This is a genomic window from Gilvimarinus agarilyticus (assembly GCF_000832015.1).
Lineage (GTDB): Bacteria > Pseudomonadota > Gammaproteobacteria > Pseudomonadales > Cellvibrionaceae > Gilvimarinus > Gilvimarinus agarilyticus.
The window spans coordinates 3,345,149-3,364,448 of record NZ_JXCJ01000001.1 but is presented as its reverse complement, the minus strand read 5'-3'; the positions used below and the strand labels follow the sequence as shown (position 1 = coordinate 3,364,448).

Below are 19,300 nucleotides of genomic sequence, written 5' to 3'. Positions count from 1 at the left end.
TTAATGCCCCGCATGATAGCAGATCCCGGCGACGCTCGCCGCCGGGTTCATGGTGCCTGTAGCGTCAGCCGTTTACAGGGCTTTTAACGCGGCATCGTAGTTTGGTTCGTCGGCCACTTCGCTAACCAGCTCCGAGTAGGCCACTTTGCCATCGGCATCGATGACCACCACTGCACGGGCGGTAAGCCCAGCCAATGGGCCGTCGACAAACTTAACGCCGTAATCTTCGGCAAAGCTTGAGCGAAAGGCCGAGCCGTTTTCTACTTGATCCAGGCCTTCGGCGCCACAGAAGCGCGCCTGGGCAAAGGGCAGATCTTGCGATACACAGACGACAGCGGTGTTGTCGAGCTTGTTGGCCTGCTCGTTAAAGGTACGTACCGACTGGGCGCAGGTGGGGGTGTCGACACTGGGGAAGATGTTCAGCACGACTTTTTTGCCTTTTAAATCGCCCAGGCTCAGTTCAGACAAGTCTGATTTAACCAGAGTAAAATCCGGTGCCGCGCTGCCAGTGGCGGGTAGCGCGCCGTTGGTGTTAATAGAATTGCCTTTTAAGGTAACCGTAGCCATATAAAACTCCGTGCGTTAATCGCGTGTAAGTGAAGGGGCGAGAGGCTCTGTGCATCGCTCCTGTTACTGTGGTGGCAAAGCTGTAAAATTCAATGGGCGAGCATTTAATCTGCCCACTCAATTAAACCGACAAAGCTGATATTGATATGACACCAGCCACTGACGCCTCCCGTGCCCATCGCCTGTTGGCCAGACTTGAGCGTATTGGCAACCGCTTGCCAAACCCGGCCTTGCTGTTTGTCTGGCTGGCCGGACTGATTGCCGTAGCCTCTTGGTTGGCGAGCCTTGCGGGCTGGCAGGCAAGCCTGCTTGGAGGCGAGCTGGTAGTCGCACGCAGCCTGATCAGTGCCGAGGGCGTGCGCTGGTTACTTAACTCGATGGTGGATAACTTTGTTGGTTTTGCGCCTGTGGGGGCGGTATTGGTCACTATGTTGGGGCTGGGTGTAGCCGAACACTCGGGCTTACTGCGTTGCGTGCTGTTGCGCTTAGTGCGCCGCGCCCGGGGCAGCCTGTTAAGTGTGATGGTGGTGCTGACGGGTATTTTGTCGAACCTGGCGTTTGACGTGGGTTATGTGTTGTTGATCCCGCTGGCGGGCGTATTGTTTCAGTTGGCCGGTAGGCCGCCTCTGGCCGGTATTGCTGCCGCGTTTGCCGGCGTGTCGGCCGGCTACAGCGCTAATTTGCTGCTGGGCCCGGCGGATGTAATTTTGGCCGGCATCACCCAAGAGGCAATGGCGGGCGTGGTGCCAGATTACCGCGTGAGCGTTGCCGCCAACTATTACTTTACAGCGGCTTCCACGGTTGTATTGGCGCTGGTGGGCGCCTGGGTAACCGAGCGCTGGGTGGCGCCGTTTTTGGGTGAAGACGACGAGGCGCTTGATGCGCCTGCGCCCGAGCCTATGCAGGAGCGGCCGCGAGATACCCGCGCGCTATGGCTGGTAGGGGCTTGGTCACTGCTGTTTATGGCGCTGGTACTGTGGGCGAGCGTGGCTGTGGACGCTCCTTTACGCGATGAGTCTGGCTCGTTACAGCTGACCATGTTGGTCCCTTTGATTGCTATTTATGCTGCTATGGCTGGTTTATTGTTTGGCCGTGTTAGCGGCCGCTATAGCGCCGTGGGCGATATGGTGGCCGGTATGGAAGAGGCTATGGCCACTCTCGCCAGTTATTTGGTGATTATGTTTTTTGCCGCGCAGTGCGTCGCGTGGTTTAACTGGACGAGCCTGGGCGCGTTGATTGCGGCCAGCGGCGCCACGCTGTTAAGTGCCCTTGAGGGGCAGGGCGTTTTATTGCTTGTGGGCTTTATTGTTGTCAGTGCGCTGATTAATTTGTTTGTCGGTAGCGCCTCGGCCAAGTGGGCGCTGTTGGCGCCGGTGTTTGTGCCCATGCTGTATTTATTAGGCGTGGCGCCCGAGCAAGCACAAATGGCTTATCGCATCGGCGATAGCAGCACCAACATTATCACGCCGCTGATGCCGTATTTTGCGGTGGTGGTGGCATTTGCCGCACGCTATCGCAAAGACTGTGGCATGGGCACCCTGGCGGCGATGATGCTGCCTTACTCGTTGAGTTTTTTACTGGTGTGGTCACTTATGTTCGCGCTGTGGTTGCTGATTGGGCTGCCGCTCGGGCCTCAGGCATAAGAGCTGCTGGCCGTTAAAAAGCGCCCTTGCATTCGGGGTTAAAACTCAGGATAATGCGCGGCCTCGACAGACTCGCTCTGTCGCTGCAATGGTGGCCCTGTCGGTCCCCTCGCAATGGTCAATCGTGAACTCCGCCAGGCCCGGAAGGGAGCAACGGTAGCGGTGATACCATGTGCCGGGGTGTGGCTGGCGGGGTCGCCTCCATCTTCTTTTTGCTTCTCCCTTTGCTCAATTTTTACGCTGTCTGTCTGGCGGTATCGTGGCCCCGTATTTATTTGTATCCGGGACAGCTATAATCCCGAAGATTACGACTAAGGAATCGAGGAAGGCATGAGTTATCAGGTCCTGGCCCGAAAGTGGCGCCCCCGTACGTTTCGCGATTTGGTGGGGCAAGAGCATGTGCTCAAAGCGCTGGTTAACGCGCTCGACCACGATCGGCTGCACCACGCCTATTTATTTACCGGTACACGCGGTGTGGGTAAAACCACCATCGCCCGGATTCTTGCCAAGTGCTTAAATTGCGAGACGGGCGTAAGCTCCGAGCCCTGCGGCCAGTGCGCTGCGTGCGTCGAGATTGCCGAGAACCGCTTTGTCGATTTGATTGAGGTGGATGCGGCCAGCCGCACCAAGGTAGAAGATACCCGCGAGCTGCTGGAGAACGTGCAGTATGCGCCGACTCGCGGCCGCTACAAGGTGTACCTGATCGATGAGGTGCACATGCTCTCGACGCATTCGTTTAATGCGTTGCTGAAAACTCTGGAAGAGCCACCACCGCACGTCAAATTCTTGCTGGCGACCACCGATCCTCAGCGCCTGCCGGTGACGATTTTGTCACGCTGCCTGCAGTTTAACCTCAAAAACATGACCCCCGAGCTGGTTACTGGTCATTTGCAGCACGTGCTCGAAACCGAGATGGTGCCCTTTGAAGAGAGCGCCTTGTGGCAGCTGGGCCGCGCTGCCGACGGCAGTATGCGCGATGCCCTAAGCCTCACCGATCAGGCCATTGCCTTTGGTTCGGGTAAAGTGGTCGAGGCCGATGTTCGCGCTATGTTGGGCACCATCGATCGCAGCGCGGTTTACGATATGGTGTTAGCGCTTACCGCCGGCGACGGCAAGCAGGTGCTGGATGCCGTGGCGCAAATGGCCGAGCACGCGCCCGACTTTGCCAGCGCACTGGCCGACATCCTGTCTATTTTGCATCGGGTGGCCATTGCCCAGGCACTGCCCGAGGCGGTGGATAACAGCCACGGTGATCGCGAGCAAATCCTGCAGTTAGCGCAGCAGTTACCCGCCGAAGACGTACAGCTGTTTTATCAGACCGGCCTGATTGGCCGGCGCGATTTACCCCTGGCGCCAGATCCGCGCGCCGGGCTCGAGATGGTCCTGTTGCGCATGTTGGCGTTTCGCCCTCAAGGCGTGGCTGATGTGCCTACCCGGGCACTGGCGTCGGGCTCGCCCAATCCCGCGCACGGCGCGGCGACCCAAGTGGCACATGTTGCACCTGATACCAATCAGGCATCCCCTGCGGCTGAGTCACCGGTCGCTCAGAGTGCCGCGCCGACTGCGCCGTTAGCCGAGACGACCACCACAGCGGCGCCAGCACCAGAAGATCAGGAGGCGCCGGCAGAGCGTCCGCCCGAGCCCCCAGCCGCCTCGCAAGACCCGGTCACGCCTGCGAACCAAAGTGCTGAGGGGCGTGATAACAGTGCCCACCCGCAGCGCAACGAGCAGGAAGATAGCGCCCCGGATTACGAGCCTTACGACGACTCAGGCTCTCAGGCGGCGGCCGAGTATGAGCAGTTAGCTGGCCAAGCCCACAATGAGTCCAGCGCGACACAGTCAGAGCCCCAGCCAGCAGATCCCGCCAGTGCGCCAGCGGTTGAGGTACCCTGGCAGGTGGATGAGCCTGCCAGAGCACCCACTCAGCCCGCAGCCACACCCCGTGAACCGGCAGCGCAATCACCGTCACCAGCACAGCCAGAAGTGACACCCAGCCCAGCGCCACCGGCGCCGGAGCTTAAATCGGCTCCCGAGCCCATCGCTATGGTGAGCCTTGCTGATACCGCCCCCCTGCGCTGGCCTGAGATTTATCTAGGGCTATCGGTCGGCGGCGTAATGCGCAATACGGCGGCTAATTGTGAGCTGGTGGGGCGGCAGGGTAATCAGCTGCACTTTATTTTGGATGAGCAAAATAGCAGCCTGTACGACGAAAGCCACCAGCAGCGCCTGGCCGATATTCTTAACGAATACTATGGTGAGCCGGTCAGTGTGGTGATTCAACCCGGGCAAGTACAAACCGAAACGCCTGCACAAATCGCCATACGCAAGCAAAGTGAGCGCTACGAGCAGGCGGTTGAATCGGTTAAGTCAGACCCCATTGTGCAGCAGCTGGTAGAACATTTTGCCGCCACCTTAGACGAAGGCACCGTCGAGCCAATCGATCAGAATTAACACGATACGAGGTAATACCATGAAAGGCATGGGAGACATAATGCAGCAGGCGCAACAGATGCAGGAGCGCATGCAAAAAATGCAAGAAGAGCTGGCCAACGCCGAAGTTATCGGTCAATCGGGCGCGGGTTTGGTGTCAGTCACCATGACCGGTCGTCACGACGTAAAAAATGTCAGCATTGACCCCAGCTTACTGCAAGAAGACAAAGAAATGCTGGAAGACTTATTGGCCGCTGCGGTCAATGATGCCGTGCGCCGGGTAGAGGCTAATAGCCGCGATAAAATGTCCGAGATGACCTCGGGTATGGGCATGCCCCCCGGTTTTAAAATGCCCTTTTAAGGCGCTTACGAATTTATGTTCAGTCCGCTTATCGATGAATTAATGCACGCGCTTAAAGTGCTGCCAGGCGTTGGCCCTAAAAGTGCCCAGCGCATGGCGTTACAGCTTTTAGAACACAATCGTGAGGGCGCCCTACGCCTGGCCGATAGTCTGCAGCGTGCAGTCGAGGGTGTTGCCCGCTGTGGCCGCTGCCGCACCTTAACCGAGCAGCCGTTGTGCGGTGTGTGTGCCAGTGAGCGGCGCGATAACTCGCTGTTATGTGTCGTCGAGACGCCAGCCGATGTGCTTGCCATCGAGCAGGCCGGTAGCTACCAGGGTAAGTATTTTGTGTTGCTGGGGCACTTGTCGCCCATCGACGGCGTTGGGCCTGAGGATATCGGTATCGATCAGTTATTGGCGCTGCTTGAGGCGGAGCCGGTGGCCGAAATTATCTTGGCCACCAACCCCACGGTGGAGGGCGAGGCGACCGCCTATTACATCAGCGAGCGGGCCAAAAAAGCCGGTATCAACGTCACCCGCATAGCCCACGGCGTGCCCCTTGGGGGTGAGCTAGAATACATCGACGGTGGCACTTTGGCCCACGCGTTTAGCAGTCGCCGCTCACTTTAATTTAGCGCGCTTTTAAGTGCGCTCGTCTTATTAGGTAGTTATGGCTATTCCAACAGACCCGATTTGGGTTGATACGCTCGATCAATTAACGGAGCTTTGCCAGCGCTGGCGTACTCAGGCGGCCATTGCGGTTGATACCGAGTTTATGCGCAGTGATACGTTTTACCCGATTGCCGGATTGATTCAAATCGGCGACGGTCAGGGCTGTTATTTAATTGATCCGCTGGCGTTCGATGAGTTAACCCCACTGACCGAGCTGATGCTTGATGAGCACGTGACCAAAGTGCTGCACGCTTGTTCGGAAGACCTAGAGGTGTTTAATACCTTGCTGGGCGCGGTGCCGGGCCCGATTTTTGATACGCAAATTGGCGCCGCTTTTGCCGGTTGCGGCTTTTCATTGGGGTATGCCGCATTAGCCCGCGAGTTACTGGATGTTGAAATACCCAAAGGTGAAACCCGCTCCGATTGGTTGCAGCGCCCGCTGAGTGTGGCGCAGCTTAAATACGCGGCGCTGGATGTGGCGCACTTGCTGATTGTATATGGCAAGCTGCTGCAGCGTTTAAAAATCGATGACCGGCTCAGCTGGGTTAAATCCGATTGCGCCGATTTAGTAGCCGCCGCTCGCCAAGAGGCTGACCTGGATGGCTTTTACACCCGTGTTGGTTTGGGCTGGAAGTTGCAGCCTAAAAACCTGGCGGTGTTGCGGGCGCTGAGCTACTGGCGCGAAGTTGAAGCGCGCCAGCGCAACATCCCCCGCAACCGCCTCATGAAAGAGCAACCCATGTATGAGCTTGCCCGGCAGTTGCCCGATCAAGTCAATCAGCTTAAGCGGATTGAGGGTATGCCCCGGCGCACCATTGCCGAAGATGGCGAAACCCTGCTGGATATTATTGCCCAGGAGTTGGCTAAGCCCTCTGAGAGTTGGCCCGAACGGCTCGACCCGCCATTGGGCCGCGAGTATGGCTCCTGGATGAAAGCACTTAAAGCGTATGTGTTAACTCAGGCCGAGTCTCACGAGTTACCGCCGGAAGTCTTGATTCGTAAAAAAGAGTACGAGGCGATTGTGCGCAGTGCAATTGTTGGTGCGCCGCAGTTGCCAGAGCGTTTAAACGGGTGGCGCTATGATGTGATTGGCGCCGGTTTGCTGCAAAAAGTACAGCAGCTACGTGATGGAGCGAACGCATGAAGGTGATCTGTCAGATTTATCGCAGCAAACGCGAAGAGGGCATGTACCTTTATTGCCGCAAAGAAGATGGTCTGGACAAAGTCCCTGAGCCACTGCGCAAACGCTTTGGTGTGGCGGAACCGGCGATGGTATTGGCGCTAGACAGCAATCGCAAGCTCGCACGGGTGGATGTCAATAAAGTGATTGCCAGCTTAGATGATCCCGGCTATTACCTGCAGTTACCACCGCGGGTAGAGCCCGATGCGCAAGTCACCGATATTCAGTCCCGCAACAGTAAACTGTCCTGATGGCGGCGCGCGTCTTTTGGCAAGAAAAATCCCTGGCGCAAATGACGCCTGCCGAGTGGGAGTCTGTGTGCGACGGTTGCGGTAAATGTTGCCTGCATAAGCTCGAAGATGAAGATGACGGCGAGGTCTACTATACCGCCGTGGCCTGCCAGTTGCTGGATACCGATACTTGCCGCTGCACAGATTACCCCAGCCGCAAAGCGCGCGTGCCGGAGTGTTTAACCCTCACGCTCGACGATCTGCACGAGTTTGAATGGCTGCCCAGCACCTGCGCCTACCGCTTGCTGGCCGAGGGTGAGCCTCTGCCCGACTGGCACCCGCTGGTCAGTGGCGACCCGGATGCCATTCACCGCGCGGGAATGTCGGTAGCCGGTAAAGTGGTGCCCGAGGCGCAGGTAACACCGGATGAGCTGGAAGAGTATATAATTCACTGGGTAGTATAATTACTTAACACATGGGGAGTAGGGCTTGAGTGAGTCGATGATCGCCTGGGGCATTTACCTGATAGGCGCTTTGTTGTTGGTTTTGTTTGGCTGGCGTATTGCCCGGCCATTTTCTCGCTATGCACAGTGGCTGTTTGCAGTGTCGATAGCCGTATTGCTGTTTACCCCGTTTAGTTTAAATTTGGACAACCACCCGGGAGCTTACGCCCCGGCATTGTTTGTGGCTGTGTTAAACAGTGTTTTTTTGGGGGTAGAGGAGGGGCTGGATGCCGCCGTTACCCTCGCATTAATTTGGCTGGTCGCATTGGTGCTAACCTTAGTGTTATTGCTGGTTACCCGTAAACGCGGCGGCGAGGCAAGTACGCCCGCAAAATAATAAAATATATCGCAGCGGCGAGCCCGCTAAAGAGTGCCGCATTATGGCCAAGACCCATCGGATAGCTCACAACATTGCTAGTACATTATTAAGCCTGACGTGGTGTCGGCCAAGGCGGTTTTTAGTCGTGGCTACTTTGTTGTTGCCGTTTTTTTCCGCAGTTCCTGGTGTGGCGGACGAGCCATTGACCCCGGCCGACGTTCGGCTGTTGGTGGATGTGTCTGGCAGTATGAATCAGTCCGACCCGCAAAACCTGAGGTCCGAGGGGTTAACGCTGTTGAGCAGAATGTTACCCGCAGGCACCCGCGCCGGTTTGTGGAGCTTTGCCGGCAGTGTTAACGAGGTGGTGCCGGCCGCCTCAGTGGATGCCAATTGGCGTCAACGCGCACTTGAGTCACTGCAAAAGCTTCGCTCCAACGGACAACTCACCGATATAGGCGCGGCCTTGGCTCGAGCCGGGCGAGCGCCCAAAAATGCGGCACAAGCGCATATTATTTTGTTAACTGACGGCAAGGTCGACATACACAGTGATTCTGAGCGCAATGCACGCGAGCGCGATAGTATTCTGACCGAGCTGATTCCCAATTTAGTCGCGCGCGGCTTTGTTGTACACACGATTGCGTTATCCGTCGATGCCGATGCCGACTTGTTGCAGCGCATTGCCAGCACCAGTGCGGGCGAGCACCGGGTGGTGACCAATCGTGACCAGCTGGTGTCCGTCTTTGTCGAGATTCTCGATCAAGCGGTACCGCCGCAACGATTGCCTCTGACAGGGGATGGGTTTCATGTGGACGCCCATGTGGAGGAGTTAACGGTGTTGATGTATCACCCGGCTCAAGCGGACACCAGGCCACATTTACTCGACCCTAAGCTTGCGCGTATAGGTCAGCAAACTCATGCGGCGGGCGTGCGCTGGGTATCGCGGCCGCACTATGATTTAGTAACTATCCCCAAGCCCCAAAGTGGTCGCTGGCAGCTCGTCGATGGTGGCAGCGAAACAAGAGTCAGTGTGCTCACAGATCTTAGCTTACAGGTGCAGCCTCTCGCACCGACGCTGGTGCCGGGCGAGCCCATAATGTTAGATTTTTCGCTACGCGAGCGCGGTCAGCTGGTTATCGATAATCCGCTCCTCGAGCAGCTTCGTGCGCGCGTGAGCATCGCCCCTTACAACCACGATGGCAGTTTGGCAGCGCCACGTTCACAAAACGTCACCTTGATACCGGCCGATGAACGTGGCCATTTTTTAGTGCGTGCGGTTACTCCAGAAACCCCGGGGCGTTTTCAGCTGAACCTGCGGGTCGACGGCGCTACCTTTAGCCGGCAGTATCAACGTAACCTGGCGGTGGAGCCTAAGTTTAGGGTACAGCTGAATAAATCACAGCAAACGCAAGACAGTGGGACGAGCGTAAACTATCAATTAACCGTGACAGCGGCGCCGTCACTGGACTCTGATAACACTGAGTTGGTGGCGCATGTCAAAGATTCTACCGGCGCTAGCGCTATGCAACCATTAGCTCGCCTGCCTAGTGGTGGCTGGGGGCTTACAATTACTCCAGACAACCGGGCTCGCTATGTGGTGGAGCTACAGGCTAAAGGTGCCGACTCTAATGGCCGGGTGTTTTCTGAAGCGTTGCCTTCGCAGTATTTTAGTTACCCGGCCGAGGGTGACCCCCAAGAGATCGTCGAGGATGACACCTTGCTGGCATTAGAGCAGGCATTGCTCGACGAGCGCGCAGCGTTAGCGCGTGAGCGCAATGAGCCTCTGCCGCAACCGGAGCAGCCGGTGGTTGCGTCGTCGGCACAGAGCTCGTCGCTAAAAAGCGCAGATGAGCCCCCTAAACCCGCAGAAGAAAGCGGAACCCGCTGGTGGTTGATAGCATTAATCGCATTGTTTAATGTGGCTTTGCTGGCGTTAGTTTATTGGTTGTATCGGCGTTTTAGTGGCAAGTCGATGGAAGAAGAGTTGGGTGAAATTGAGCAACAGTTAAGCGACGAGCAAGCTCCCGCCGACGAAGAAGAGCTTGAGGCCGGCGCTTTTGACGACGTTTTTGCCGATATGGGCGACCTGGGTGAGCCGGCGGTACAGCTCGACAGTGACGAGGCTGGGGCAGATAAAGGCAAACCGGCCGCACCAGATAATCGTGATGACAACAAAGGCGCCGGGCAGTGATTGATAGCCAGCTAAGTGACGCCGAGCGAGCTCTGTGGGTAGTGCCCGTTGCGACTTACCCCGAGATAACCCGACAGTTTCGTCAGTGGGGGCAGAAGGTAAAGTGCGGTAAAAAAGATCGTGTTTACGCCTTGTCCGACGCCGGTCAGGTACTGGCGGCGGCGCGAGTACTGGAGCCCGCCGCCGGCTGTTTTTTGTTGCGTAGTTTAACCGTCGACCCCTCGCGTCGCCGGCGTGGTTTGGCTCGAGAGTTGATGCAACATATACAGCGCGAGGCCCGTGAACCGGGACTGTACTGTTATGCGCTGGATTATTTGCGCGAATTTTATCTAAGCTTGGGCTTTTCTCCGCTGGCCGCGGATGCGGTGCCAGAACCTATTGCAGAGCCTTATCGGCGCTATCGCGAGCGCGGTAAATCGTTCGTTCTAATGGGCTGGCGCGCACAAACGTAACCAATGTGTAAGGAGTTTAAGGGTGTGCGAACTGCTGGGCATGTCGGCCAATGTGCCGACCGATTTATGCTTTAGTTTTACCGGGTTATTGCAACGTGGTGGCGGCACCGGGCCGCACCGTGATGGCTGGGGCGTGGTGTTGTATGAAGGCCGCGGCATCCGTGCCTTTCGCGATTGGGCACCCAGCGTTAGCTCTGAAATCGCGCAGCTTGTTAGCCGCTTACCCATGAAAACCTGTATTGCCATTAGCCATATTCGCGAGGCTAACGTCGGCGCCGTTAATTTAGAAAATACCCACCCGTTTGTGCGCGAGCTGTTTGGTCGCAACTGGAGCTTTGCGCACAATGGGCAGTTGGCCGGTACCGAGGCATTAACCCTGGGAGATTTTATTCCGGTGGGCAGCACCGATAGCGAGCGAGCATTTTGCTGGTTATTGGCACGTATTCGCGAGCGTTTTACCAACAGCGCCACACTTGAAGCTGACGAAACCGCTTATTGGCAGCAACTGCATCGTTGGTGCGACGAGTTGAGCCCCCGCGGGGTGGCCAATTTTTTGTTCAGCGATGGTCGCTACTTGTTTGCCTATTGCGCTACTAAGCTCAGTTGGATTACCCGGCGTGCGCCGTTTGGTGAGGCCCGTTTGTCGGACTCTGACTTAACGGTCGATTTTGGCGAGCACACCACCGCCAATGACATCGTTACCGTGATTGCGACTAACCCGTTAACCGTGAATGAAACCTGGCAGGCCATGGCGGCGGGGGAGTTTATTGTGTTTGATCGCGGGGAAATTGCTTATCGGGCGCAGCATAGCGAAGAACTATAGTCCTTATAGACGAACTTGATGGTTCACCGCCTTGAAAAGCCAGCACCCCGGGCCCATCTTATAGGGATACGATCATCGTTTGATTAATGAACGACCTGCGAACCCTTGTAGGTCTTGGTATTGATAAAGGAGTACAGCATGGATATTGATATTGGTATTGAGCAGGATGACCGCCGTCAGTTGGCCGAGGGTTTGTCGCGGGTACTGGCCGATACCTACACGCTATACCTTAAAACCCATAACTTTCACTGGAATGTTAAAGGGCCCATGTTTCAAACGTTGCATCTGATGTTTGAAACTCAATACACCGAGTTGGCGGTAGCTGTGGACGATCTGGCCGAGCGTATTCGCTCGCTGGGTTACCCGGCCCCCGGTACTTACAAGCAGTACGCCGAGCTGTCCTCCATTAAAGAGCAAGAGGGCATTCCCGCCGCTAAGGAGATGATCGCACTCTTGGTAGAGGGGCAGGAGTCGGTCGTGAAAACCGCACGCTCCTTGTACCCACTGGTCGATAGAGCCAACGACGAAGCGACCGGCGATTTGCTGACTCAGCGTATCCAGTTGCATGAAAAAACCGCCTGGATGCTGCGCTCGCTGCTCGAAGAGTAACCAACTGCGCCGTGCCCCTAGTGGGCATGGCGCCCCGCCTGATATCGCGTACCTCAAACCTCTCGCCGTAAACTGGTAGAATGCGCCCCATCTGAATCTAAAGAGGGACGCTTATGACCGGTTTACCCGCCGATATCGACACAGCGCTCGCCAGCGCCATGTTGAACGATGCCAATCGCCTGCGCCGCAAAGCAGGTGACATTGCCGAGCGCCTGGCGCAGGGTAAGCCCGCCGATAAAGCCATTAGCAAATGGCAGGCCGACCTCGAAGCCTCACGCTTGCGGTGTGCAACACGGCGTGAGCGTGTACCCAACCCGATCGAGTTTCCCGAGCAGCTGCCCGTCAGTGGCAAACGCGATGAGATTGCCGCGTTAATCCGCGACAACCAGGTGGTTGTGCTGGCCGGTGAGACGGGCTCGGGTAAAACCACGCAGCTGCCCAAAATTTGCCTGGAGTTAGGCCGCGGCGTGCGCGGACTCATTGGTCATACTCAGCCGCGGCGAATTGCCGCCCATACGGTGGCGGCCCGGGTGGCCGAAGAGTTGAGCTCGCCGCTGGGTGAAGCGGTGGGTTACCAGGTGCGTTTTACTGAGCAGGCTGGCGACAATACCTTAATCAAGGTGATGACCGACGGCATTTTGCTGGCCGAGATACAGCAAGACCCCACCCTTGGTCGCTACGACACGCTTATTATCGACGAAGCCCACGAGCGCAGCTTAAATATCGACTTTTTGCTCGGTTATTTAAAGCAGCTGCTTAAAAAGCGCCCGGACCTTAAATTAATCATTACTTCGGCGACCATCGATGTTGAGCGCTTTTCCCGTCACTTTGATAACGCCCCGGTTATCGAGGTGTCCGGGCGCACGTACCCCGTCGATGTGTGGTACCGGCCGCCGTTTGAAACCAGCGATGATGGCGACGGCGATACCTATCAGCCGATTCTGGATGCGATTGAAGAGATTGATCAGCACGAGCGCAAAAGCGGTAAGCGTGGCGGCGATATACTGGTGTTTTTAAGTGGTGAGCGGGAAATTCGCGAAACTGCTAAACGCCTGCGTCAGGCTGATTTACGTCACTATCAGGTATTGCCCTTTTACGCGCGCTTAAGCCTTGCCGAGCAGAACCTGGTGTTCTCGGCCCATCGCGGGCGACGTATAGTTCTGGCCACTAATGTGGCCGAAACCTCTATTACCGTGCCGGGCATTCGGTACGTGATTGATACCGGTGTGGCCCGTATCAGTCGCTACAGTGTGCGCACTAAAGTACAGCGCCTACCTATCGAGCCCATATCGCAAGCGAGCGCCAACCAGCGTAAAGGGCGTTGCGGGCGGGTGAGTAACGGTATTTGTATTCGCCTGTACAGCGAAGACGACTTTTTAAGCCGCCCGGAATTTACCGATGCCGAGATTCTGCGCACGAATTTGGCGGCGGTTATTTTGCAAATGCTGCAGCTGCGCATTGGCGATATTCACAAGTTTCCGTTTGTCGACCCGCCGGATTCCCGTCAGATAAATGATGGCTTTAAAATGCTCGAAGAGCTGCATGCGGTCGATAATCGCAAGCGCTTAACTGGCGATGGCCGTCGTTTAGCTCAGCTGTCGGTCGACCCGCAGCTGGCCCGTATGTTGTTGGCGGCTGACAAGCTCGGAGCGCTGGAAGAGGTGTTAATTATCGTCAGTGCGCTCTCGGTACAAGACCCGCGCGAACGTCCCGCTGAAAAAAAGCAAGCCGCCGACCAACAACACAAGCGCTTTGCCGACGAGCACTCTGATTTTCTAGCGTATGTAAATCTTTGGCGGTATTTTGAGCAGCAGCGTCAGGAGCTGAGCCAAAACCAGTTGCGTAAGCAATGTAAAAAAGAGTTTTTGGCGTTTATGCGCATGCGCGAATGGCGCGACATCCACCGGCAACTAAAATTAGCCGCTAAAAAGATTGGCCTGCAAGCGAACAGCCATCCGGCTGACTATGAAGCGGTCCACCGCTCGCTGGTAACCGGGCTATTAGGCAATATCGGCTTTCACGATGAGGGCCGTGATTACTTAGGCGCGCGCAACCGCAAGTTTGCGATTTTCCCCGGCTCGTCGCAGCAAAAAAAGCGCCCCAAGTGGTTGGTGGCGGCGCAGCTACTAGAGACGTCCCAGCTGTTTGCTCACGACGTTGCCAAGGTCGAACCCGAGTGGCTGCTACAGGCAGCCGAGCACTTAGTAAAACGCAACTACTTTGAGCCTCATTACGATGCCAAGGCGGGGCAGGTGAAAGCCTACGAGCGGGTCACCTTGTATGGTTTGGCGCTGGTCGAGAAAGGCCGTATTAACTACAGTAAAATTGACCCGAAAGTCTGCCGTGAGGTGTTTATCCGCGCCGCCTTGGTAGAGGGGCGCTATGTTAAACGCGGCCAAAAGTCAGTGCCTTTTTACGCACATAACCAAGCGCTGGTGCAGGAGATCGAGGCCCTGGAGGCCAAATCCCGGCGACGGGATATCTTGGTGGACGATGAGGAAATTTTTGCCTTTTACGATGAGCGTATCCCCGCGGACGTGGTCAATCGCGCAGGCTTTGATGCCTGGCGTAAAAAGGCCGAGCAAGAGCAACCGGGTATTTTAAAAATCCCGCGTGAGCGTTTGGTTTTGCAGGGCGCTGGCGCCGTAAGCGAGGTGCAGTTTCCCGATACGCTCGACCACAAAGGGGTGACTTACCCCCTGAGCTATCACTTTGAGCCCGGCCATAAAGACGACGGCGTAAGTGTACACGTGCCGGTTAGTCTATTGCATGAGCTGCCCGAGCACCGGCTGGAGTGGTTGGTGCCGGGGCTACTGCGTGATAAATGCATCGAGCTGGTAAAAAGCCTGCCCAAACCACTGCGCAAACATTTTGTGCCGGTGCCCGACGTTGTCGACAAAGCGCTGGCCGGCTTGGCGCCCGATAATAGCCCTTTGACCGAGGCGTTAAGTTTGCAACTAAAGCGCCAAACTTTAGTAGAGCTTAAACCTGGTGATTGGCAGAGTGAGCGGCTGGAGAACTTCTACCGGTTTAACATTAAGGTGGTGGACGACCGGGGTAAAATCATAGCGGCCAGCCGCGACTTAACTGAGCTTAAAGCGAATTACCGTGAACGAGTGCAGGATAATATTCGCGACGCCGCCGATGATATTACCCGGGAGCAAATTACCGCTTGGGATTTGGAGCTGCCCGAGCAAGTACAGCTTAAACGCCGGGGGTTGAGCATTCGTGCTTATCCTGCCCTGTTGGATAAGCGCGACTCGGCGTCTATGCAAGTGCTGGATAACCCGCAGGAGGCGCACTCGGCCTCGCTCGCCGGGGTTGCCCGCTTGTTGCTGCTGCAAAGTAAAGAGACGGTTAAATATCTGCAAAAACAGCTGTTAAAAGGCAAGGAGTTGGGCCTAAGCGTTGTGCAAATTGGCAACCGTGATCGGGTGGTGGACGATATTATCATGGCGGCGGCACGACAGTTGGCGATGCCCAATGACCAGCTGCCGCGCACCGAGGCTGAGTTTGAGGCTTGCTTGGCTAAGGTTAAGCCCGATTTAGTGGCACAGGCGCAACAGCTAGAGAAAACACTGGTTGCCTCGCTGGGCTTAGTGGTGGCGCTAAAAAAACAGCTTAAACACTCGAAAAATGCACTGGCAATTGCCTTGGCGGCCGGCGATATTGCCCAGCAACTGGACCGGTTGTTTCAGCCCTCGTTGGTATTTGATACGCCTGAGGAGTGGTTTCAGGAGTACCCGCGCTATTTACAGGCGGTTAATATGCGCCTGGAAAAGGCGGCTCTTAACCCGCAAAAAGATCGCCTGCAGATGATTGAAGTAGAGCCGCACGAGGAGCGTCTGGCGGAGTACTTACAGTTGCACGGGCGTTATCAGTTAACCGAAAACCCTGATCTGATGCGTTATCGTTGGGCTATCGAGGAGTTTCGGGTGTCGTTGTTTGCTCAGACCCTAAAAACCCGGTTTCCGGTATCGGGTAAGCGGCTTAATAAACTCTGGTTAGAGGCGACCCAACGTTAGCTCGTGCGATAATCGAGAACTTGAGCGGGATTAAAATGGTGGTTGAGGCGTATTATGTGGAGGCCGGTAATAGTGGCCACTGCCCGATAGGTTATGTAACAAAAGCCTTGTTCGTGCATCAGTACTTAACAGTTGATCCTGAACGGGGTTGGCTGCGTAACCATACAGTAGGCTAAGTCAGTGCAAAGCCGCTGCATTTTAACAATCGAGTAATGGAGTTAACCCATGAATAAGAAATTTGCATCTCCTTTGGCCGCCGCAGTTGGCGCGGCTTTTATGGCTTCGGCCGTAGTAGCGCCGGTTGCCTCGGCGGCAGAAAATCCATTTGCCGCCGAATCGCTAAGCGCCGGTTACAAGCTTGCTGAGAACAGCGCTGAGGGCAAGTGCGGTGAAGGTAAGTGCGGCGAGAAAAAAGCCGAGCGTGAAGGCAAGTGTGGCGAGGACAAGGCTGAGCACGAAGGTAAATGTGGTGAAGGCAAGTGCGGTGAGGCAAAAGCTAAAGCCGACGATGAGGGCAAGTGCGGCGAAGGTAAATGTGGAGAGAAAAAGGCCGACCGTGAAGGCGCTTGTGGCGAGAAAAAGTCCGGCGCTGAAGGTACTTGCGGTCACTGATGAGTTCGCATCGCTTTGACGTTACCGGTGCGGGCCTGGGCCTGCGCCGGTCGTTACTCAAACCCCTCGAGAACCTCTCCACTAACGATATCCATTTTATGGAAGTGGCCCCCGAGAACTGGATTAACGTTGGTGGTCGGTTAGGGCGACAGTTTCGCGCCTACACCGAGCGTTTTCCGTTTGTGTGTCACGGTTTGTCCTTGTCCATTGGCTCGCAGGCGCCGCTGGATGTGGAGCTTTTAACATCCGTCAAGACGTTTATGCGTGAGCACCAGGTTCGCGGCTACAGCGAGCATTTAAGCTACTGCAGCGACGATGGACACCTATACGATTTATTGCCCATCCCTTTTACGGAGGTGGCCGTTCACCATGTGGCCGCACGAATTCGTCAGGCTCAGGATATTTTGGGCGAGCGCATCGCTATCGAAAATGCGTCGTATTATTGCGCTCCCGGACAGGAGATGAGCGAGCTGGAATTTATTAACGCGGTCGTGGCCGAGGCCGATTGCAGCCTACTGCTGGATGTGAATAATTTATACGTAAACAGCATTAATCATCGTTATCGGACGGATGATTTTCTGGCAGGCTTGCCGCTGGACCGGGTGGCCTATATGCATGTGGCCGGGCACTTTCATGAGGCCGAAGATTTACGCGTCGATACCCACGGTGCCCCGGTGGAAGACCCTGTGTGGGATTTGCTAGAAGCGGTTTATCAACAGGCCGGGCCGGTTGCCACCTTGCTTGAGCGCGATTTTAATATTCCGCCGGTAGCAGAGCTGTTGTCTGAGCTCGATACTATTAGGCGATTGCAGACTGGTACGCGTATTCAGGCTGGCGCAGCGGCCGCTACATCGGCGCATAAGAGGGTGCTGGTGTGAGCGAATCGTCGCTGGCCAAATTGCAGCAAGCCTTTACCGGGCATTTACGTCACCCTGATGTTAATGCGGCCCCTGAAGGTATAGAAAATCGCCGTCTGGCGGTTTACCGCGATTTAATTTACAACAATATTGAGGGCTTTATTGCCGGCGGGTTTCCGGTGTTGCGTGAAATCTTGCCCGATGCTCACTGGCACGCGATGGTGCGGGATTTTATTTCGCGGCACAAAAGCCACAGCCCTTACTTTTTAGAAATCAGCCAGGAGTTTTTACTCTACCTGCAAAACGAGCGCTCAAGCGATGCCTCCGACCCACCCTTTATGTTGGAGTTGGCCCATTACGAGTGGGTCGAGTTAGCGCTGGATGTTGCGCCCGGCGACTTGCCGCCTAAGCCTTCCGTTGAACTAAGTCTGCTCGATAGCGTTATTGATGTATCGCCTCTGGTTTGGTGTCTTAACTACCAGTATCCGGTGCATAGGCTTGGGCCAGATTACCAACCCCTGGCGCCGCCAGATGAGCCGACTTTTGTATTGGTTTTTCGCAATCGCGCCGATCAGGTGGAGTTCATCCACTCGAATGCCGTGACCGTGCGCATGGTGCAAATGCTACAGGCAGAAGCCACTCCGGCGCGGGCGGCCTTGACGGCACTGTCGCAAGAGGTTGGTTTCGCCGACACGGCTCGTTTTATAGCGCTGGGAGAGTCTATACTTCTCGAACTATACCAAAAAGATGTTTTGTGGCCGGCTGCCGAATGATGGTGTTGGTAATCAGATAGACAAACACGCAGAATGCAGAAAATATTGCCCGCTTGTAACAATACTGCAACAATTGGCTCGCATGATACGCAGGTTTGTCATATATCTGTCATCTAATCGTCATCAAGTGTACATCTTGTTGTCATATTTGAAAGTTGGGGAAGATTCATGCGAGTTCCATTTTTACTGGCCGCGGCCGCTTTAGTGTCCGCTCAGGCCTCTGCTGATGTAACGGTTTACGGTAAAGCGAATGTTTCGTTGCAGCATGCTGATGAGGCGGGTAACCGCGAGATTGAGCTACAGAGTAACTCGTCGCGTATCGGCCTTATGGGGCAGGAGTCCCTATCGGATAGTGTGGCTATCCTCTACCGTTTTGAATATGAAACCAGTGTTGATGACGGCGATAAAGATGGCCAGACGCTGACCCAACGCAATATCTACCTGGGCCTGCAAACCGCCGGCGGTACTCTGATGGGTGGGGTTTTTGACTCTCCCCTCAAAACCGCTGCCGCCGGGGTGGATTTATTTAACGATCTTGAGGGCGATATCCGCAGCATATTCGCCGGCGAAAACCGTCCCAAGAATATCGTTCAGTACGTCACCCCAAAATCCCTAGGCCCGGTTACCGCTAAAGTGGCTTACATCACGAAAGAAGTCGATGGTATTGACGGCGTCTCGGCCTCGGCCGCTTATAAACTTGAAGACTTATATCTCGCCATGGCGATGGATCAGGACGTAGAGGACAACGTCGACAACACCGATACCTATCGTTTGGTTGGGGCCTATTCGCTGGGTGCATTTCAGCTGGGCGGCGCTTACGAAAAGTATGAGCGACACATAGGCAGCGGTGATGGCTATTTTGCCTCACTTAAGTGGAGCCTTACCGATCAGTGGATTCTTAAAACTCAGTATGGCCAGTCGGACATCAAAGTCGAAGGCCGCGAGAGTTTCAGCCTGGGTGGCGATTATATCTTTTCAAAAACGGCCAAGGCTTTTGCCTATTTTACGACGAATCAGGATGACGCCATTCGCGATGACGATTATTTGGGTGTCGGCCTGGAAATGAAATTCTAATCG

The 19,300-nt window shown here is 55.6% G+C and carries 18 protein-coding genes and 1 other RNA gene; 18 read left to right on the top strand and 1 reads right to left on the bottom strand.

Features of this window, described 5'->3' with window-relative positions; all coding sequences use genetic code 11:
* Positions 1–72: 72 nt before the first annotated feature.
* Positions 73–567: a thiol peroxidase gene (gene tpx / locus SD69_RS14705; protein ID WP_041523813.1), complete on the bottom strand. Its 495-nt coding sequence runs from the start codon at positions 565–567 to the stop codon at positions 73–75.
* A gap of 146 nt (positions 568–713) precedes the next feature.
* On the opposite strand from tpx, the gene SD69_RS14700 reads away from it, so the two are divergent.
* The 18 genes from SD69_RS14700 to SD69_RS14620 all read left to right on the top strand — a co-directional run bounded on the left by SD69_RS14700 (position 714) and on the right by SD69_RS14620 (position 19,297).
* Positions 714–2,210 carry an AbgT family transporter gene (locus tag SD69_RS14700; RefSeq protein ID WP_041523812.1) on the top strand — a complete coding sequence of 499 codons (1,497 nt, stop codon included), beginning with the start codon at positions 714–716 and terminating at the stop codon, positions 2,208–2,210.
* Between the two features lie 98 nt (positions 2,211–2,308).
* Positions 2,309–2,405: signal recognition particle sRNA small type (gene ffs, locus SD69_RS18495), an RNA gene on the top strand.
* Between the two features lie 135 nt (positions 2,406–2,540).
* Positions 2,541–4,661: a DNA polymerase III subunit gamma/tau gene (gene dnaX / locus SD69_RS14695; RefSeq protein ID WP_041523811.1), complete on the top strand. Its 2,121-nt coding sequence runs from the start codon at positions 2,541–2,543 to the stop codon at positions 4,659–4,661.
* 19 nt (positions 4,662–4,680) lie between these two features.
* On the top strand, positions 4,681–5,001 hold the full coding sequence (locus tag SD69_RS14690; protein WP_041523810.1) for a YbaB/EbfC family nucleoid-associated protein: 321 nt from the start codon (positions 4,681–4,683) through the stop codon (positions 4,999–5,001).
* 15 nt (positions 5,002–5,016) lie between these two features.
* The gene (gene recR / locus SD69_RS14685) at positions 5,017–5,610 is read left to right on the top strand and encodes a recombination mediator RecR (RefSeq protein WP_041523809.1); all 594 of its coding nucleotides are present in this window, start codon (positions 5,017–5,019) and stop codon (positions 5,608–5,610) included.
* A gap of 40 nt (positions 5,611–5,650) precedes the next feature.
* The gene (gene rnd, locus SD69_RS14680; protein WP_041523808.1) at positions 5,651–6,796 is read left to right on the top strand and encodes a ribonuclease D; all 1,146 of its coding nucleotides are present in this window, start codon (positions 5,651–5,653) and stop codon (positions 6,794–6,796) included.
* The gene (locus tag SD69_RS14675) at positions 6,793–7,083 is read left to right on the top strand and encodes a YcgL domain-containing protein (RefSeq protein WP_041523807.1); all 291 of its coding nucleotides are present in this window, start codon (positions 6,793–6,795) and stop codon (positions 7,081–7,083) included. The genes rnd and SD69_RS14675 overlap by 4 nt, the downstream gene beginning before the upstream one ends.
* Complete coding sequence (locus tag SD69_RS14670; protein ID WP_041523806.1) at positions 7,083–7,526, top strand: YcgN family cysteine cluster protein; 444 nt, start codon at positions 7,083–7,085, stop codon at positions 7,524–7,526. The genes SD69_RS14675 and SD69_RS14670 overlap by 1 nt, the downstream gene beginning before the upstream one ends.
* 25 nt (positions 7,527–7,551) lie before the next feature.
* Positions 7,552–7,902, top strand: coding sequence for a hypothetical protein (locus tag SD69_RS14665; RefSeq protein ID WP_157471707.1), 351 nt, complete (start codon positions 7,552–7,554; stop codon positions 7,900–7,902).
* Positions 7,903–8,029: 127 nt separating this feature from the next.
* A complete protein-coding gene (locus tag SD69_RS14660; protein ID WP_041523804.1) occupies positions 8,030–10,072 on the top strand; it encodes a vWA domain-containing protein in 2,043 nt (680 codons plus the stop codon).
* Positions 10,069–10,524 carry a GNAT family N-acetyltransferase gene (locus tag SD69_RS14655; protein ID WP_041523803.1) on the top strand — a complete coding sequence of 152 codons (456 nt, stop codon included), beginning with the start codon at positions 10,069–10,071 and terminating at the stop codon, positions 10,522–10,524. Before SD69_RS14660 ends, SD69_RS14655 begins: the two co-directional genes overlap by 4 nt.
* 22 nt (positions 10,525–10,546) lie before the next feature.
* A complete protein-coding gene (locus SD69_RS14650) occupies positions 10,547–11,347 on the top strand; it encodes a class II glutamine amidotransferase (RefSeq protein WP_041523802.1) in 801 nt (266 codons plus the stop codon).
* Between the two features lie 138 nt (positions 11,348–11,485).
* Positions 11,486–11,956, top strand: coding sequence for a Dps family protein (locus SD69_RS14645; protein WP_041523801.1), 471 nt, complete (start codon positions 11,486–11,488; stop codon positions 11,954–11,956).
* Positions 11,957–12,069: 113 nt separating this feature from the next.
* Positions 12,070–15,981 carry an ATP-dependent RNA helicase HrpA gene (gene hrpA, locus SD69_RS14640; protein ID WP_041523800.1) on the top strand — a complete coding sequence of 1,304 codons (3,912 nt, stop codon included), beginning with the start codon at positions 12,070–12,072 and terminating at the stop codon, positions 15,979–15,981.
* 225 nt (positions 15,982–16,206) lie between these two features.
* Positions 16,207–16,593, top strand: coding sequence for an HvfA family oxazolone/thioamide-modified RiPP metallophore (locus SD69_RS14635; RefSeq protein WP_041523799.1), 387 nt, complete (start codon positions 16,207–16,209; stop codon positions 16,591–16,593).
* Positions 16,593–17,471 carry an HvfB family MNIO-type RiPP peptide maturase gene (locus SD69_RS14630; protein ID WP_041523798.1) on the top strand — a complete coding sequence of 293 codons (879 nt, stop codon included), beginning with the start codon at positions 16,593–16,595 and terminating at the stop codon, positions 17,469–17,471. Before SD69_RS14635 ends, SD69_RS14630 begins: the two co-directional genes overlap by 1 nt.
* Positions 17,468–18,223 (top strand): HvfC family RiPP maturation protein, encoded by a 756-nt coding sequence (locus SD69_RS14625; protein ID WP_232301212.1) that lies wholly within the window; start codon positions 17,468–17,470, stop codon positions 18,221–18,223. The genes SD69_RS14630 and SD69_RS14625 overlap by 4 nt, the downstream gene beginning before the upstream one ends.
* 168 nt (positions 18,224–18,391) lie before the next feature.
* Positions 18,392–19,297: a porin gene (locus SD69_RS14620; RefSeq protein ID WP_041523797.1), complete on the top strand. Its 906-nt coding sequence runs from the start codon at positions 18,392–18,394 to the stop codon at positions 19,295–19,297.
* Positions 19,298–19,300 lie beyond the last annotated feature (3 nt).